16 protein-coding genes and 1 pseudogene are annotated in these 15,533 nt (G+C 64.6%); 11 read left to right on the top strand and 6 right to left on the bottom strand.

The genetic code is table 11. From position 1 onward, the window contains the following. Positions 1 to 354 precede the first annotated feature (354 nt). Both MTX19_RS38220 and MTX19_RS38225 read right to left on the bottom strand, forming a co-directional pair. A complete protein-coding gene (locus tag MTX19_RS38220) occupies positions 355 to 1,494 on the bottom strand; it encodes an acyl-CoA dehydrogenase family protein (protein ID WP_280981772.1) in 1,140 nt (379 codons plus the stop codon). Positions 1,495 to 1,586: 92 nt separating this feature from the next. Beyond that, positions 1,587 to 2,771: an acyl-CoA dehydrogenase family protein gene (locus MTX19_RS38225; protein WP_280981773.1), complete on the bottom strand. Its 1,185-nt coding sequence runs from the start codon at positions 2,769 to 2,771 to the stop codon at positions 1,587 to 1,589. Positions 2,772 to 2,938: 167 nt separating this feature from the next. Here MTX19_RS38225 and MTX19_RS38230 point away from each other — a divergent pair, with 167 nt between their 5' ends. Both MTX19_RS38230 and MTX19_RS38235 read left to right on the top strand, forming a co-directional pair. Next, positions 2,939 to 3,484: a carboxymuconolactone decarboxylase family protein gene (locus MTX19_RS38230; RefSeq protein ID WP_280975188.1), complete on the top strand. Its 546-nt coding sequence runs from the start codon at positions 2,939 to 2,941 to the stop codon at positions 3,482 to 3,484. Positions 3,485 to 3,626: 142 nt separating this feature from the next. Further along, the gene (locus MTX19_RS38235; RefSeq protein ID WP_280981774.1) at positions 3,627 to 4,121 is read left to right on the top strand and encodes a VOC family protein; all 495 of its coding nucleotides are present in this window, start codon (positions 3,627 to 3,629) and stop codon (positions 4,119 to 4,121) included. An 80-nt stretch (positions 4,122 to 4,201) separates the two neighbouring features. Here MTX19_RS38235 and MTX19_RS38240 read toward each other — a convergent pair whose 3' ends face one another. The 4 genes and pseudogenes from MTX19_RS38240 to MTX19_RS38255 form a co-directional block, all read right to left on the bottom strand. Beyond that, positions 4,202 to 5,419, bottom strand: coding sequence for an MFS transporter (locus MTX19_RS38240; protein WP_280985757.1), 1,218 nt, complete (start codon positions 5,417 to 5,419; stop codon positions 4,202 to 4,204). 179 nt (positions 5,420 to 5,598) lie between these two features. Beyond that, positions 5,599 to 6,843, bottom strand: coding sequence for an MFS transporter (locus tag MTX19_RS38245; RefSeq protein WP_280975185.1), 1,245 nt, complete (start codon positions 6,841 to 6,843; stop codon positions 5,599 to 5,601). Between the two features lie 443 nt (positions 6,844 to 7,286). Further along, positions 7,287 to 7,793, bottom strand: coding sequence for a type II toxin-antitoxin system HicB family antitoxin (locus tag MTX19_RS38250; protein ID WP_280981776.1), 507 nt, complete (start codon positions 7,791 to 7,793; stop codon positions 7,287 to 7,289). Positions 7,794 to 7,975: 182 nt separating this feature from the next. Further along, positions 7,976 to 8,651: pseudogene (locus MTX19_RS38255) on the bottom strand (DUF938 domain-containing protein). Between the two features lie 282 nt (positions 8,652 to 8,933). On the opposite strand from MTX19_RS38255, the gene soxX reads away from it, so the two are divergent. From soxX to MTX19_RS38300, 9 genes are all read left to right on the top strand, one after another. After that, positions 8,934 to 9,224 carry a sulfur oxidation c-type cytochrome SoxX gene (soxX, locus tag MTX19_RS38260; protein WP_280984633.1) on the top strand — a complete coding sequence of 97 codons (291 nt, stop codon included), beginning with the start codon at positions 8,934 to 8,936 and terminating at the stop codon, positions 9,222 to 9,224. A gap of 31 nt (positions 9,225 to 9,255) precedes the next feature. Beyond that, entirely contained in the window at positions 9,256 to 9,750 is a 495-nt protein-coding gene (gene soxY / locus MTX19_RS38265; protein ID WP_280981777.1) for a thiosulfate oxidation carrier protein SoxY, read from the top strand. Between the two features lie 72 nt (positions 9,751 to 9,822). Next, the gene (soxZ, locus tag MTX19_RS38270; RefSeq protein ID WP_280975181.1) at positions 9,823 to 10,134 is read left to right on the top strand and encodes a thiosulfate oxidation carrier complex protein SoxZ; all 312 of its coding nucleotides are present in this window, start codon (positions 9,823 to 9,825) and stop codon (positions 10,132 to 10,134) included. Beyond that, positions 10,131 to 10,991 (top strand): sulfur oxidation c-type cytochrome SoxA, encoded by an 861-nt coding sequence (soxA, locus tag MTX19_RS38275; RefSeq protein WP_280981778.1) that lies wholly within the window; start codon positions 10,131 to 10,133, stop codon positions 10,989 to 10,991. The genes soxZ and soxA overlap by 4 nt, the downstream gene beginning before the upstream one ends. Then, positions 10,988 to 11,293, top strand: coding sequence for a hypothetical protein (locus MTX19_RS38280; RefSeq protein WP_280981779.1), 306 nt, complete (start codon positions 10,988 to 10,990; stop codon positions 11,291 to 11,293). Before soxA ends, MTX19_RS38280 begins: the two co-directional genes overlap by 4 nt. Positions 11,294 to 11,480: 187 nt before the next feature. Continuing rightward, positions 11,481 to 13,232 carry a thiosulfohydrolase SoxB gene (gene soxB / locus MTX19_RS38285; protein WP_280981780.1) on the top strand — a complete coding sequence of 584 codons (1,752 nt, stop codon included), beginning with the start codon at positions 11,481 to 11,483 and terminating at the stop codon, positions 13,230 to 13,232. Then, positions 13,229 to 13,690: a hypothetical protein gene (locus tag MTX19_RS38290; RefSeq protein WP_280981781.1), complete on the top strand. Its 462-nt coding sequence runs from the start codon at positions 13,229 to 13,231 to the stop codon at positions 13,688 to 13,690. The genes soxB and MTX19_RS38290 overlap by 4 nt, the downstream gene beginning before the upstream one ends. Positions 13,691 to 13,701: 11 nt before the next feature. Continuing rightward, positions 13,702 to 14,145: a DsrE family protein gene (locus MTX19_RS38295; RefSeq protein ID WP_280981782.1), complete on the top strand. Its 444-nt coding sequence runs from the start codon at positions 13,702 to 13,704 to the stop codon at positions 14,143 to 14,145. Positions 14,146 to 14,475: 330 nt separating this feature from the next. Next, positions 14,476 to 15,516, top strand: a complete 1,041-nt coding sequence (locus MTX19_RS38300; RefSeq protein ID WP_280981783.1) for an MBL fold metallo-hydrolase — start codon at positions 14,476 to 14,478, stop codon at positions 15,514 to 15,516. Positions 15,517 to 15,533: the final 17 nt, after the last annotated feature.

The following is a 15,533-nucleotide window of genomic DNA, read 5'->3' on the forward strand; positions in this document are numbered from 1 at the left end:
GTACGCCGCGGCCTATCCGCTCAAAGACGACTGCCTCTGGAATACTGGGTCGCCCGGTCAAGCCGGGCGATGACAGCGTGATGTGTGGCGACGCTTTGCGCCGGGTCCAACCTGAAGATCCCGCGTGGCATGAACCAGCTCTGGAACGCCGGCGGCGTCCAGTACGCGCCGCCGATCCGGTGACGGCGGTTTAGCGGACGCACTCTGCCACAGCCTCAACTGTCATCACCCGCGAAAGCGGGTGATCCAGTACGCCGCGGCCTGTCCGTTCAAAGACGACTGCCTCTGGAATACTGGGTCGCCCGGTCAAGCCGGGCGATGACAGTGTGATGTATGGCGACGCCTTGCGCCGGCTCAATAGCCCTTCGCCCGTGCGAGCTGGTCGGCGTGGAAATTGCTGTCGCCGAACAGTTCCTGGCAGACGCGGGCGCGCTTCATGAAGAAGCCGATGTCGAACTGGTCGGTCATGCCCATGCCGCCATGCATCTGCACGCCCTCCTGCACGGCCTGCGTCGCCGTGGTGCCGGCGCGCGCCTTGGCAACCGCGACCGCCGTGCCCGCCTTGTCGGCGTCGGCATCGAGCGCCTGCAGCGCCTTCAGCACAGCGGCGCGGGTGATCTCGATCTCGATATAGAGCTGGGCGGCGCGGTGCTGCAGTGCCTGGAATTCACCGATCGCCTTGCCGAACTGCTTGCGTTCCTTGAGATAGGTCACGGTGCGGCCGAACACCTCTTCGCTCAGGCCCACCATTTCGGACGCGACCGCGCCCCGGCCGACATTGAGCACACCCTCGAGCAGCCCAAAACCCTGATCGACCTCGCCGAGCACGCTATCGGCGTTGACCTCGACATTGTCGAACACGATGCGCGCCGCATTGTGTGAATCGACCATCGCGGTACGCTCGACAGCGAGCCCCTTGGCCTTCGGATCAACCAGGAACAGGGTCAGCCCGTTCTTGTCGCCGGCGGCGCCCGCCGTGCGCGCGGCGACGATCAGCAGATCGGCGGTGTGGCCATCGACCACGAACGCCTTGTCGCCCGTGAGCTTGAAGCCGTTGCCGGAGCGCGCTGCCTGCAGCTTGGTCTGCAGCGGGCGATGCTTGGCGCCCTCGTCGATCGCGAGCGCGGCAAGCAATGAGCCATCGGAAATCTTCGGCAGATGCTGCGCCTTCTGCGCCTCGCTGCCGCCGCGCGACAGCGCCGACGCCGCTACGACGGACGTCGCGAGGAACGGCGACGGCATCAAGGTGCGGCCGATCTCCTCCATGACGATGCCGGCCTCGACGCAGCCGAGCCCGCTGCCGCCGAACTTCTCCGGCACCAGCAGGCCGGAGAAGCCCATCTCGGCAAAGGTCTTCCAGAGCTCGCGGGAGAAGCCGGTGGCATCCTTGCTGTCGCGCAGATGGCGCAGATGCGACACCGGCGCCTTGTCGCTGATGAGGCCGCGCGCGCTGTCGCGCAGCATGGATTGTTCTTCGGTGAGGACGAGAGCCATTGATGGGTTCCGAATCTACGACGATGAATTTTCCGACGGTTGAACCCCCTCCCCCTAAAAGGGGGAGGGTTGGGGTGGCGGTCAGGTGAAGATCACGCTCCCGGCAAATCGAGGATGCGCTTGGCGACGATGCCGAGCATCACCTCGCTGGTGCCGCCCTCGATCGAGTTGGCCTTGGTGCGCAGCCAGGCGCGCGGCCGGGCGCCGCCCCTGGAGCGCTCGCTTTCCCATTCCAGCGCGTCGATGCCGCCCGCCGACATCAGGATCTCGTAGCGGCGCTTGTTGAGCTCGGTACCGTAATATTTCATCGCCGACGAGAACGCCGGATGAGACTGCCCGGCCTTGGCGAGATCGACCGCGCGCTCCGCGGCCGCGGCGAGTGCCGCTTCATCCACCTCGAAGGTCGCGATCTGGCTGCGCAGTTGCGCATCGTCTAGCCGACCTTGCGCGTCCGCGCCGACGGAGTCCGCCGCGATCTGGCCGAGTGGACGGCCGACGCCGCGCTCGCCCATGCCCGAGATCATCGCGCGCTCGTGCTGCAGCAGGTATTTTGCGACGTCCCAGCCGCGGTTGACCTGACCCACGACATGCGACTTCGGCACGCGCACATTGTCGAAGAAGGTTTCGCAGAACGGCGAATAGCCCGAGATCAACAGGATCGGCTTGGTGGACACGCCCTTCGACGTCATGTCGAACAGGATGAAGCTGATGCCGTCATGCTTCTTCGCCGCCGGATCGGTGCGGACCAGGCAGAAGATCCAGTCGGCATAGTTCGCGTACGAGGTCCAGATCTTCTGGCCGTTGATGATGTAGTCGTCGCCGTCGCTCTCGGCGCGGGTCTGTAGCGAGGCAAGGTCGGAACCGGCATTCGGCTCGGAATAACCCTGGCACCAGCGGATCAGGCCGGCGGTGATCTTCGGCAGATGTTCCCTCTTTTGTTCCTCGGTGCCGTATTTCAGCAGCGCCGGCCCGAGCATGGAGATGCCGAACGAGGTGAGCGGCTGCCGCGCGCCGATCGCCGCCAGCTCCTGGCGCACGATCTTGGCCTCCTCGCCGTCGAGGCCGCCGCCACCATATTCCTTCGGCCAGTGCGGCACGGTCCAGCCCTTGTCGCGCATGCGCTCGAACCAGACGCGTTGCGCTTCGGAGGATAACTTGGCGTTGCGGCCGCCCCAGAACGTGTCGCCATCCGACGTCATCGGCTTGCGCATCTCCGGCGGGCAATTCTGCTCCAGCCAGGCGCGGGTCTCACTGCGGAATTTTTCGAGGTCAGCCATTGTGCGTTTCCGGTCAAAAATCGACGAATTGGAATCGACCTTAGCCAGCGCCCCGTGGAATTCAATATGTCTTGCGACCGCGCCATGCTCTGCTGTCGGTGGTCACTTTGCCCGATCGGGTGTATGCGCGAGATGGGGTAACGATTGAAAAGCAAGAGGAAACGGACATGCGGCTCAAACTCCTTTCGCCTGGCGAAATGAACGCCGCCCAAAAAGAAACCTATGATGAGTCGATCGCCGGCAAGCGCGGGGCCCCGCCGGCGCCGATGATGGCTTGGCTCAACAGCCCGGAGATGGCGCGGCATGCCACGCGCCTTGGCGAGGTGCTGCGCTTTGACACGATCTTTCCGGCAAAGCTGTCGGAGATCGCGATCCTCGTCACTGCCCGGCACTGGACCGCGCATTACGAATGGTATGCGCACAAGCGCCTGGCGCTGAAAGGCGGCCTCGACCCGAAGATCATCGAAGACATCCGGGTGCGACGCGTCCCGACCTTCGACGATCCCAAGGCCAAGATGATCTACGAGCTCGCCAAGTCGTTGCACGAGGGCCACGGCGTGGCCAAGCCGCTGTATGACGAGGCGGTCGAACTGTTGAGCCTGCGCGGCGTCGTCGAGATCATCGGGTTGTGCGGCTACTACACCATGGTGTCGATGACGCTGAACACGTTCGAGTTCGAGGTACCCGGCGGCGAACTGTCGGAACTGGCATAAGTAGCGGGCTCCGGCCCGCAACTGAGACGCTTCCGGAAACCTTGGGTTTCCGGATCGACCGCTCTTCGATCCGCGGATTCTGATTATATTAGGTTTAGAGGCTTCCCGCGGGTGGGAAGCCACACGCCAGCGGAGCCAGAACGTGTCGCAGACCCCTCCCATCATCGCGGGCACCCGGATCGGGCATGTCCATCTCAAGGTCGCCGATCTCGATCGTGCGCTGGGGTTCTATTGCGGCGTGCTCGGCTTCGAACTGCAACAACGCATGGGTTCCGGCGCCGCCTTCATCTCGGCCGGTGGCTATCACCACCACATCGGCCTCAACACCTGGGAGAGCAAAGGCGGGCATCCGCCGCCGCCCGGCACCACCGGCCTGTACCACACCGCCATCCTCTACCCGAGCCGCCCAGCGCTCGCCGACGCGCTGCACCGCGTGCTCTCCGCCGGCATTCCGCTCGACGGCGCCAGCGATCACGGCGTCAGCCAGGCCCTGTACCTGCGCGATCCCGACGAGAACGGCGTCGAGCTCTACTGGGACCGGCCCGAGGCCGAATGGCCGCGCACGGCCGACGGCAAGCTCGCGATGTTCACCAGGCGGCTGGACATCGAGGATCTCTTGAAGCAGCGGGTGGTATAATTCCGTAGCCCGGATGAAGCGCAGCGCAATCCGGGACTTGCGCTCGCTGGGACAAATTCCGGACCGCGAAGCGACGCTGGCTACGGTCTCCGGTGGATCATGATCGCGACGGCGGCGATCAACTCAAGAGCGACGCAGCCATAGAACGGCGGCGTGTAGCTGCCCGAAAGATCGTGCAGCAATCCGATCACGCCGGGGCCGAAGGAATAGGTGATCTGGTTGATCGCCGTGAGCAGGCTGACGAGCACGCCGAACGTGCGCGGATCGAACTCGCGCTGGACGATCAGCGACGGCAGTGTGATCACGTTGCCGACGGAGAAACCGAACAGCCCGCAGGCGGCGATCTGCGCGACATCGTTGTGCAGATTGATGATGACGAGCAGCGCGACGGCCTGGCTGGCAAAGGACAGCGCCGATGCCAGCCGCTGGTTCAGCCGGTCGATCACGAAGGAGAACGAGACGCGGCCGACCACCGCCATCGCGGTCAACAGTGCGATCGCGACCGTGGCGCGCTCGCGCCCGATCACCTGATCCAGGAACGCGATCAGATGGACGATGAAGCCGACCTGGGCAAACAGCACCAGCGCAAATGCGACCGAGACCGAGAGGAAGTTGATGTCGCGCAGCGCCCGGGCGCGGACCTGCGTTGCCGACGGCGCGTCGGCGGCGGCCAACGTGACCGCGTGGAGATGAGCCGGCGGCGGCCCGACGAAGATCAGGGTCACCGGCACCATCACCGCGACCAGCAGCGCGGCGGCGGCGATCATCGCGCCCGAAAAGCCGAACGCGCCAATTCCCGCGACCAGCAGCGGCACGCCGACGATGCCGCCGAAGCTCGCGCCATTGAGCGCAAGACTGATCGCCATGCCGCGCTTCTTGTCGAACCACAGGCCGAGCGTGTTGGTGATGATGGCGAGGCTGGTGCCGGCCCAGCCGAAGGCGAGCAAGGCGTCCGCGAGGTAGAGCTGCCAGGGCTCGCGCACCTCGCCGATCGCGACAGAGGCGACGGCCATCGCGAGCGTGCCCGCGATCAAACATTTGCGCGGGCCGAACGCCTTGATCGCCTCGCTGACGAAGGCAACGAGCGCCGCGCCGAACAGGTAGAAGAACGTCGTGCCCGAGGAGATCAGCGACGCCGGCCAGCCGTGCAGCCGCTGCAGCTCGGCGACATAGACGCTCTGGCCGTAAAAGCCGAGCCCCCAGCCGAAGGTTGCAAGCAGGAAGCAGACGACGACGATGCGCCAGCCCTCGTAGCGCAGCGAGGTCTCATCGGGCGGGGTGTATGAGGATGCGTCCATTTTGTTGCTCTTGCTTCTCACATCGTCATGACAGGGAATTGCCGGTTCTGACGATGTAAATAGCCACGCAAGGCAATCACTTCGATTCAGATCGAAGTGTCAGCAATTGGCAGCAGGAGACCTGCTGCGCATGCCCCTGCGGGAAGACCGCAACGCACCTTTTCGTTTCCGGCTCTTGCCTAGACGCTGGGATCCGGAATCTCGTCCATCGCCCGTAATTTCGCTCGGCGTTTGGCGAACGACACGAGCGACAGCACGACGAGGCCGAGCAGCACCGGCGGGAACACCACCATGTTGACGGCGTTCCAGCCGTAGTGGGCGAGCAACTGGCCTGAGGAGAACGAGCCGATCGCCATCATGCCGAAGACGAGGAAATCGTTGAAGGCCTGCACCTTGTTGCGTTCCTGCGGCCGGTGGGTTTCCAGCACCAGCGCGGAGGCACCCACGAAAGCGAAATTCCAGCCGACCCCGAGCACGATCAGCGTCGCCCAGAAGTGCGGTGCGGTGATGCCGGACAGCCCGATCATCGCGGCCACCGCTTCGAGGATCAGGCCGAGCGCGACGATCACCGGCGCGCCGAACCGCGCGATCAGAGAGCCGGTGAAGAAGCTCGGGCCGTACATCGCCACGATGTGCCATTGAATGCCGAAATTGGAGTCACTCACCGTGAGCCCGCACATCTTCATGGCGAGCGGCGCCGAAGTCATCACGAGGTTCATCATCGGATAGGCGATCACGCCGCACAGCGCGGCGGCAATGAAGCGCGGCTGCTTCGCGATCTCGAGCAGCGGACGGCCGCCATGCAGGTCCGCCGCCGCGGGCTTCGGCGCATCGACGCCGGACAGCACCGCCATCGCGACCAGCGCAACCAGCGCCTGCATCACAAAGGAGAAGGCGAACAGATAGGGCGGCCAGACGTCCATGGTCCATTGCACGAGCTGCGGCCCGAGCACGCCGGCGAACACGCCGCCGGCCATCACCCACGACACCGCCTTGGGCCGAAACTCGGCGCTCGCGCCATCGGCCGCCGCGAAGCGATAGGATTGCGCCACGGCGCCGTAGAGTCCTCCGAGGAAGGTCGCGCCGCAGAACAGCCAGAACGACGCGTGCAGGATGGCCCAGGCACCGAGCAAGCCGGTGAGCGTGCCGCAGCCGGTGCCGATGATGAAGGCGACACGGCGGCCATAGGCCCGCGAGATCGCGCCGGTCGGCAGCGTGCCAGCGGCAAGCCCGAGCACATACATCGAGAGCGGCACCGTCGCGAGCGAGATGCTCGGTGCCAGCGTGGCGCCGACGATCGAACCGGTGGCGAAGATCACGGCCGAATTGGCGCCGGTCAGCGCCTGCGCCGCGGCGAGCCGCAATACGTTGCCGCGCGCCCGCGCGTCGTCGGCCGCTTCGTCCAAAGCTGTCACGTCGGTCATCGGCATTCCCGCCCTGAGCGTCCCCCGGCGGGAGCCCCCTGTTGCCGGCACTATGAAGAGCGGGCTCGGCGCGATCAACCGACGCAAATGGGCGCACCCCATGCGAGAATGCAATGAAATGCGGCTCAGCAGATCATTCTGCCCGTTCCGTCATCTTGAGGCGCGAGCTTTGCAGCGCATTTGCACTGCTGGGCGAGCCGCGAAGGATGCACGGCCACCGTCCGGACCGTCGCGCATCGAGACGCCGCTTCACGGCTCCTCAGAGGCGGTGAATGCATGCAGTCCGTCATTGCGAGGAGCGAAAGCGACCAAGCAATCCATACTTCCGCGTACGCCGCGCGATGGATTGCTTCGCTTCGCTCGTCTTTCCGGTCATAGCGAGGAGCGTCAGCGAGGAAGAACCCATCCTGCTTCCTCTCGACCAGGATTGCTGTCGCGCGTCCCTATCGCACCAGCTTCTTGGCCGGCCGCTTCCCGGCGCGCAACGCGCCGGTCTTGTGCACCTTGGAACGTGGCGCGATCGGGGCGCCGCGTGGATATCCGCCCGGCCATTCGAGCGCAAGCGAGCTCGCAAAACCGAAAAAGCTCGAGCGGCTCATGCCGAGCTCGGCGGCGCGCTTGTCGATCCGCACGATCAGGCTCTTCGGCAGATAGACATTCACCCTCTCGGACGGATCAGGCGGATCCACACCGACGATGAAGTAGGCGGCGACGTCGGAGCCCTTCGGAGCCACGATCTGCTCGATCGGCGTCGGCTCCGGCAGCACGCGACCCTGCTCGACCCAGCCGTCGACCGCCTGCGCCAACGCATGCTCGGCGCGTTCGATCGCCTCTTCCTGCGATCTGCCTCCGGCCACACAGCCCGGAAAATCGGGAAACCATGCGCCGAACGCACCGCGCGGACCGCGCGGACCGCGCTCCAGCACCGCCGGATAAAGCCGCCTCTTCATTCTGGCCTCCGTTGTTGAGGTATGCTATTTAACACACAGGGGTGTGTCAAATGACACATTGTCAGGCGGAAGAGCGGACATGGACCCGCAAGCCGAGCTCCGCATCATCCCGGCGGCCTATCGCTACGCCCTCCTGAAGGACAAGATCGGCTGGAATCGACGGCGACCGGTGAGCGCAGCAGCTAGTCCCGCGCGAACGCCAGAATCATGTTGTTGGCCGGCATCTCGAACGCGTCAGCCAACTTCAGGCCGACGCTCCTGGCCAGTTTTTTGAGGTCGGCGATATCGCGCACGCCCCACTCCGCGTCACGCCCCCGCAACGAGGTGTCGAACACTGCATTGCTGAGCGCGGTGTGCTTGCCGTCGCGCTTGAACGGACCGTAGAGGAACAGCCGGCCGCCGAGGCGCAAATGCCTGTTAGCACCGGCGAACAGGCCCTCGGCGACGCGCCAGGGCGCAATGTGGATCACGTTGGCGCAGAAGATCGCGAGCAGCTTGTCCGGGTCGCTGCCCCCTGATGGCACAGGCGACCATTCCGGATCCGACAGGTCGATCCGCTGGGGCGGTCGGATGTTGGGGGAGGCCCGCATGGGCACGCCACGCCGCGATGCTCCTCAAATGCGCCGCGTGGAGATCGCTCGGCCACCAGGTGATGTCGGGCGTATGACGCGCGAAATGCACGACATGCTGTCCGGTGCCGCTGCCGGCTTCCAGCACGTCACCGGACTGGCCGGCCAGAAACGGCTGCAGCACCGTCCAGATCGGCTGATGGTTGCGGTGGAACGCGGCCGCATCGAGCCGTCCATCCGCCTCCCCCGGCTGGCCATCCTTGCCGAACTCTGCGACATACTCCGCCACCGCGCCCTCCTCGGCTCAACCCTAACTCAACCGCACGACCATGACAGGCTGAAGGCGTGCAACACGGCCTGGTTCCGCGCGCCATCGCGGTGCATCGCGCCGACGTTACCCCCCGACGCGACGCGCTTGTCCTGCACATTGCCAATCGATCGCCTTTGTGCTTTCCACTCTCTAATATTGCGATATTGCGATGGGATCATCGAGATTGAAGCCCGGGAAACACCCTTGATCGCCAACTTCTCCAAGCCGGCCCTCGTCCTGGCGCTGCTGGCAGCTGCGGGAATGGCTGCACCCGCGCAGGCCCAGTCCGCCGCCGAGGGCCAGAAGCTCGCCTTCGACCGCGGCAAGGGCAACTGCCTGACCTGCCATGTGATCAAGGGCGGCGACCTGCCCGGCACGATCGGCCCTGCGCTGACCGACCTCAAGAAGAAATACAGCCGCGACGAGCTGACCGCGATCGTGTCAGACGAGACCAAGCGCAACCCGCTGACCGTGATGCCTCCGTTCGGACGAAACCGGATCCTGACCGAGAAGGAGATCAGCGCGGTGGTGGATTTCCTGCAGACGCTGTGACGCCGCGACGGTCGTTTTAGGAGTATTTGGAATGAGCATCACGACCAACGAATTTTCCGGGACGCGCCGCCTGGTGCTGAAGGGCGCTGGTGTCGCCGCGCTGATCGGCCTCGGCGTCATCCCGTTCGACGTACGGCAGGCGCTCGCGGCCGCCAACGACCCCTATCCGACCGAGGCGTTCAAGCAGAAGAACGAGGCCGACGCGATCAAGGCGCTCTATGGCAAGACGGCCGAACCGTCCGACAAGGTGAAGATGGACGCGCCTGAGATCGCCGAGAACGGCGCGGTGGTGCCGATCTCGGCCACCACGACGCTCGCCGACGTGACTTCGATCTCGTTCCTGGTCAGCGAGAACCCGATCGCACTGGTGGCCTCCTACAGAATTCCGGCAGGCACGTTGCCGAGCGTCTCCAACCGCATCAAGATGGCGAAGACCAGCAATGTGATCGTGATCGTCGAGGCCGGAGGCAAGCTCTACAGCGCCACCAAGGAGGTCAAGGTCACCGTCGGCGGCTGCGGCGGCTGACCACGCATGATCCGGAAAAGTGGGAACCGGTTTTCCGACAAGATCATGCGCAAACTATAAAGGAATAATCCGATGGCATCGAGCATTCGCGTGCGCGCCACGTCAAACGGTGAGACCACCGAGGTGCAGGCGCTGATCCAGCATCCGATGGATTCCGGCTTCGTCAAGGACGCCAAGGGCGAGATCATTCCGCCGCATTTCATCCAGCAGCTGACCTTCGAGCATGACGGCAAGCCTGTGTTCATCGCGGACTGGGGCGGCGGCGTCTCCAAGGACCCCTATGTCAAGTTCGCCTTCAAGGGCGGCAAGAAGGGCGACGATCTGAAGATCAGCTGGGTCGACAACAAGGGTGCGACCGACAGCACCACGGCGAAGATTCAATGACGCCGCGCCTTGCCATTCATGTCGCAACCGCAGCGCTCGGGTTGGGCGTGCTGGCGTTCGCGCCTTCAACGCGCGCGGCGGACAAGATCGATCCTGTGGCCGACAAGGCCGCCTTCCAAAAATACTTCACCACCAAATTCCCCAAGCTGAAGCTGGAGGATTTCGTCAACGGTCCCTATTCGATGAATGAGGACCTGCACAAGCAGTGGGAAGAGAAGGAAGAGTTTCCGCCCTACGAGTTCTCGCTCGAGGCCGGCAAGGAGATGTTTTCGAAGCCGTTCAAGAACGGCAAGACCTACGCCGACTGTTTCCCGAACAAGGGCATCGGCATCCGCCAGAACTATCCCTATTTCGACGAGAAGGAGGGCAAGGTCGTCACGCTCGAGCTCGCGCTTAATCGCTGCCGCGAGGCCAATGGCGAGGCGCCGTTGTCCTATGTGAAGGACGACATGGCGGCGCTCACCGCCTACATGGCCTTCACCTCGCGCGGCAAGCCGATGGACATCAAGATCCCGAACGATCCGCGCGCGCTCGAGGCCTATCAGAAGGGCAAGGAATATTTCTATACCCGCCGCGGCCAGCTCAATTTCTCCTGCGCGACCTGCCATGTGCAGAGTCCGGGCGAGCGGATCCGCGCCGAGGTGCTGGCGCCGGCGCTCGGCATCCTGAACGCGATGCCGATCTACCGCTCGGAATGGAGCGGCATGGGCACGATCAGCCGCCGCTTCACCAGCTGCAACAGCCAGACCCGCGCCGTGCCGCTCAACCCGCAGGACGACGAGTATCGCAACCTCGAATACTATCTCTCCTATGTCAGCAACGGGCTGCCGATCTCGGGTCCGGGAGCGCGGCCATGAGAACGGCGACCATCTTCGCAGCCGTGCTGCTGATCGCGAACGGAGCGAGCGCCCTCGCCGCCTCCGAGGCCGACTACAAGGCGGCCTATGCCGCAGCCGAAGCCGCCAACAAGGAAGCCGGCTCGCTGCGCAACCAGTGGACCACCACCGCCTCGAAGCTGGCTGCGGCGAAAAAGGCCGCCGACACCGGCGACTTCGACACCGCGGTCGCGCAGGCCAAGGAAGCGGAAGCACTGGCAAAGGCCTCGATCTTCCAGGCCACCAGCGAGAAGCAACGCTGGAAGGACATGGAAATTCGCTGATGTATGTTGAGATGACAATGAACTCATTCCGCATCGCCGGTGCTACACCTCTCTCATCGGGAGAGGCCGCGCCAAAGGCGCGGGTGAAGGGTTACATTCTCTCGTGTGGCCCGCGGCCCCTCACCCGGCGCTGCGCGCCGACCTCTCCCCGATGGGGAGAGGTGAAGCGGGCCGGGCGGAGAAAATCATGATCATCCGCCGCCGGGATTTCTTGAGAGCGACGGCCGCCGCAACGCTGACGGCCGGCCTGCCGGCGCGCTTTGCGCGCAGCGCCGACACCGCAAGCGTCTACGATCTCGAACGCTTCGGCAATGCGCGCGTCCTGCACATGACGGATACGCACGCGCAGCTCAGGCCGGTGTTCTTTCGCGAGCCCAGCGTCAATCTCGGCGTCGGCGCGATGGCCGGCCAGCCGCCGCATCTGGTCGGCAAGGCGTTCCTCGACCGTTTCGGCATCCGGCCCGACAGCGCCGATGCCTATGCCTTCACCAGCGTCGAGTTCGAGAAGGCAGCTAGCCGCTTCGGCAGGCTGGGCGGCTTTGCGCATCTGAAGACGCTGATCGACAAGCTGCGCGCCGATGCCGGCCAGGGCCGTTCGATTCTGCTCGACGGCGGCGACCTCTGGCAGGGCACCGGGCTCGCCAACGCCGTGAAGGGCGCCGACATGGTCGAGGCTGCCAACCTGCTCGGCATCGAGGCGATGACCGGCCATTGGGAATTCACCTATGGCGAACAGGCGCTGCGCGACAATCTCGCCCGCTTCAAGGGCGAGTTCCTGGCGCAGAACGTGTTCCTGACCGAGGAAGCCGCGTTCAACGACGCCAAGGCGTTCGACCCGGCGTCGGGGCGCGTCTTCAAGCCGTCTGTCGTCAAGGAGATCGGCGGCCACCGCATCGCGATCATCGGCCAGGCATTTCCCTACGTGCCGATCGCGCATCCCAGGCGCTTCACGCCGGACTGGACCTTCGGCATCCGCGACGAGGAGTTGCAGAAGCTCGTCGACTTTCACCGCAACAACGACAAGGTCGAGGCGGTGATCCTGCTGTCGCACAACGGCATGGATGTCGACCTCAAGCTTGCGAGCCGCGTCACCGGCATCGACGTCATCCTCGGCGGTCACACCCATGATGCGATCCCGCTGCCGATCACGGTGACCAATGCCGGCGGCGTGACGCTGGTCACCAACGCCGGCTCGAACGGCAAATTTCTGGGCGTGCTCGATCTCGACCTCGCCAAGGGCAAGGTCGCCAATGTGCGTTACCGGCTGCTGCCGGTGTTCTCTGAGCTGTTGAAGCCCGACCCTGCGATGCAGGGGCTGATCGACCGGGTACGCGAGCCGTATGTCGGCGAGTGGAGCGACAAGCTCGCCTCCGCCGACCGCCTGCTCTACCGCCGCGACAATTTCTCCGGCACCGTCGACCAGTTGATCTGCGACGCGATGTTGAACGAGCTCGATGCCCAGATCGCACTGTCGCCGGGCTTCCGCTGGGGTCTTACCATGCTCGCCGGCCAGCCGCTGACCATGGAAGACGTGCTGTCGGAAACCGCAATCACCTATCCCGAGACCTACGTCACGACCATGACCGGCAGCCAGATCAAGGACGTGCTGGAAGACGTTTGCGACAATTTGTTCAACGCCGACCCCTATCATCAGCAGGGCGGCGACATGGTCCGCGTCGGCGGCCTCGCCTACACCTGCGCGCCGGCGGAAACCGTCGGCAAGCGCATCTCCGAGCTGAAGCTCGCCAACGGCAAGCATCTCGAAGCCCGCAAGAGCTACAAGGTCGCGGGCTGGGCGTCGGTCAACGAACAGAAGGGCGCGCCGATCTGGGATATCGTCGCAAAGCACCTGCGCGCCGGCCGGCCGCCGAACCGTGCCGCGCCGGGCGTGACGCTGAAGGGCGTCGACGACAATCCGGGTATCGTGAGGCAAGGATGACGATGCGGCAGGCGATCACCACGATGCTTTGCCTTGCGCTGATCGCCCTCGCGGCGCCGCCGACCTACGCCCAGCAGGAGCCGCCGCTGCAGGACAAGCCGTTTGCCGAGCACAAGATCGTGCTGCAGCTCTCCGACAACGATCCGAAGAAGCAGGGTCTCGTGATCAGCGTCGCCAACAATCTGATGAAGCGCTACGATCCCGACAAGATCGCGATCGAGATCGTCGCCTTCGGCCCGGGCATCGACCTGCTCAAGCCCGACAACCCGAACCGCAAGCTGGTCGAAAGCCTGGTCGCGCAGGGCGTGCGGGTCGATATCTGCCTCAACACCGTCGATACGATCGAGCGCGAGAATGGGAAGCGGCCGGACTACATCCCCGTCGCCACGCCGGTGCAGGTCGGGGTCGCGCAGATCCTGCGGCTGACCGAGAACGGATACACGCTGGTTCGGCCTTAGGGAGAATTGCCATGCTTCGTCGCCTTGCCACCGCTGGTGCGGTGTCGCTCGCGCTCACAGCAACCGCCTTCGCCACCGACAAGCCGCACCGCATCGCAATCCAGGTCGACCAGAACGACCCGCAGGTGATGAATCTCGCGCTCAACAACGCGACGAATGTCATCGAATACTACCGCGCCAAGAACGAGGACGTGGACGTCGACATCGTCACCTACGGCCCCGGCCTCAACATGCTGCGCAGCGACACCTCGCCGGTGCAGGACCGCATCAAGCGGCTGAAGGACCTGGTGTTTCCGGGCAAGATCCAGTTCTCCGCCTGCAACAACACCAAGCAGGCCATGGAGAAAACCGAGGGCCATGCCATCTCGGTGGTCCCGGACGCCACCATCGTACCGTCAGGCGTGGTCCATCTGATGGAGCTGCAGGAGCAGGGCTGGAGCTACGTCAGGCCTTAACGCCACGCACCTCAAAACCTCCTTAGGCCCCATCATCCTGAGGAGCCGCATAGCGGCGTCTCGAAGGATGCACGGCCCCCAATTCTTCAGCGCGCATTTGCCCCTCTTGCGGAAAGAGTCGGGCCGTCGCCCTTCGAGACGGCTGCGGAGCCTATCATCGGGCCGCGCTTCGCGCGGACCCGTTGGCAGACTCCTCCAGCGACAAGGGCAAAGCCGTTGCGCGCGGGGTGACGGTGACGGATGAGCGCAGGGATGGATTTGCTTTGAGCAGACCATATCTATGGAATAATATCCTCCTTGAGACTCGATCCGAAGAATAGGTAAGCCGCCATGATCTTTCGCCAGCTGTTCGACAGCGTGTCCGGCACCTACAGCTATCTGCTCGCGAGCCGCGCCGGCGGCGAGGCACTGATCCTCGATCCGGTGCTGGAGAAAGCCGACCGTTACTGCAAGCTGCTGCAGGAACTCGACCTGCGGCTGGTCAAGGCCGTCGATACCCACCTGCACGCCGACCACGTCACCGGTCTCGCCGAGCTGCGCGACCGTACCCAGTGCATCACGATCATGGGCGAGCAGAGCAAGGCTGACGTGGTGTCGATGCGCGTCTCCGACGGCGACAGGGTAACGATCGAAGGCCTTTGCCTCGAGGCGATGTACACGCCCGGCCACACCGACGATTCCTATAGCTATTTGATGGGCGACCGCGTCTTCACCGGCGATACGCTGTTGATCCGCGGCACCGGCCGCACCGATTTCCAGAACGGCAGCGCGCGGGAGCAATACGACTCGATCTTCAACCGCCTGTTGAAGTTGCCCGACGAGACGATGGTGTTCCCCGCCCACGACTACAAGGGCGACACCGTCTCCACCATCGGCGAGGAGAAGCGCTACAATCCCCGCCTGCAGGTGAAGTCGGTCGACGACTATGTCGAGCTGATGAACAACCTCCATCTGCCGAATCCCAAGATGATGGACGTCGCCGTGCCTGCCAACATGCATGTCGGCTTGCACCAGGACGAGCTCGCCAAGCAGGGGCTTGCACTGACCGCGCGCGACGCCATCGCGAGCCTCGGCCGGCCCGATATCTTGCTGGTCGATCTGCGCGAGAATGGCGAGCGAGCCAAGCACGGCACGCTCCCCGGCGCGATGCACGCGCCCTACCCCGGCATCTGCGAGAGCCTGCAGCCCGGCGGCATGCTGCGCGAGGTCGCGGCCGCAACCGGCCGCCGCGTCGTGTTCTTCTGCGCCTTCGGCGAACGCTCGGCGATGGCGGTGGCCGCCGCAAAGAAAGCGGGATTAGCGAACACCGCCCACATCGAAGGCGGCATCGACGCCTGGAAGAAGGCCGGCGGCCCGGTAATGCCCGGATGATTTCGTAGCCCGGATAC

The sequence above is a fragment of the Bradyrhizobium sp. ISRA464 genome (genome assembly GCF_029910095.1).
GTDB lineage: Bacteria > Pseudomonadota > Alphaproteobacteria > Rhizobiales > Xanthobacteraceae > Bradyrhizobium.

Bases quoted from the DNA above. Each gene is read 5' to 3' on its own strand.
- MTX19_RS38290 (WP_280981781.1), top strand. From the start codon at position 13,229: ATGACGATGCGGCAGGCGATCACCACGATGCTTTGCCTTGCGCTGATC.
- MTX19_RS38240 (WP_280985757.1), bottom strand. From the start codon at position 5,419: ATGGACGCATCCTCATACACCCCGCCCGATGAGACCTCGCTGCGCTAC.
- soxZ (WP_280975181.1), top strand. From the start codon at position 9,823: ATGGCATCGAGCATTCGCGTGCGCGCCACGTCAAACGGTGAGACCACC.
- soxY (WP_280981777.1), top strand. From the start codon at position 9,256: ATGAGCATCACGACCAACGAATTTTCCGGGACGCGCCGCCTGGTGCTG.
- MTX19_RS38295 (WP_280981782.1), top strand. From the start codon at position 13,702: ATGCTTCGTCGCCTTGCCACCGCTGGTGCGGTGTCGCTCGCGCTCACA.
- MTX19_RS38225 (WP_280981773.1), bottom strand. From the start codon at position 2,771: ATGGCTGACCTCGAAAAATTCCGCAGTGAGACCCGCGCCTGGCTGGAG.
- MTX19_RS38280 (WP_280981779.1), top strand. From the start codon at position 10,988: ATGAGAACGGCGACCATCTTCGCAGCCGTGCTGCTGATCGCGAACGGA.
- soxA (WP_280981778.1), top strand. From the start codon at position 10,131: ATGACGCCGCGCCTTGCCATTCATGTCGCAACCGCAGCGCTCGGGTTG.
- soxX (WP_280984633.1), top strand. From the start codon at position 8,934: ATGGCTGCACCCGCGCAGGCCCAGTCCGCCGCCGAGGGCCAGAAGCTC.
- soxB (WP_280981780.1), top strand. From the start codon at position 11,481: ATGATCATCCGCCGCCGGGATTTCTTGAGAGCGACGGCCGCCGCAACG.
- MTX19_RS38245 (WP_280975185.1), bottom strand. From the start codon at position 6,843: ATGACCGACGTGACAGCTTTGGACGAAGCGGCCGACGACGCGCGGGCG.
- MTX19_RS38250 (WP_280981776.1), bottom strand. From the start codon at position 7,793: ATGAAGAGGCGGCTTTATCCGGCGGTGCTGGAGCGCGGTCCGCGCGGT.
- MTX19_RS38230 (WP_280975188.1), top strand. From the start codon at position 2,939: ATGCGGCTCAAACTCCTTTCGCCTGGCGAAATGAACGCCGCCCAAAAA.
- MTX19_RS38300 (WP_280981783.1), top strand. From the start codon at position 14,476: ATGATCTTTCGCCAGCTGTTCGACAGCGTGTCCGGCACCTACAGCTAT.
- MTX19_RS38220 (WP_280981772.1), bottom strand. From the start codon at position 1,494: ATGGCTCTCGTCCTCACCGAAGAACAATCCATGCTGCGCGACAGCGCG.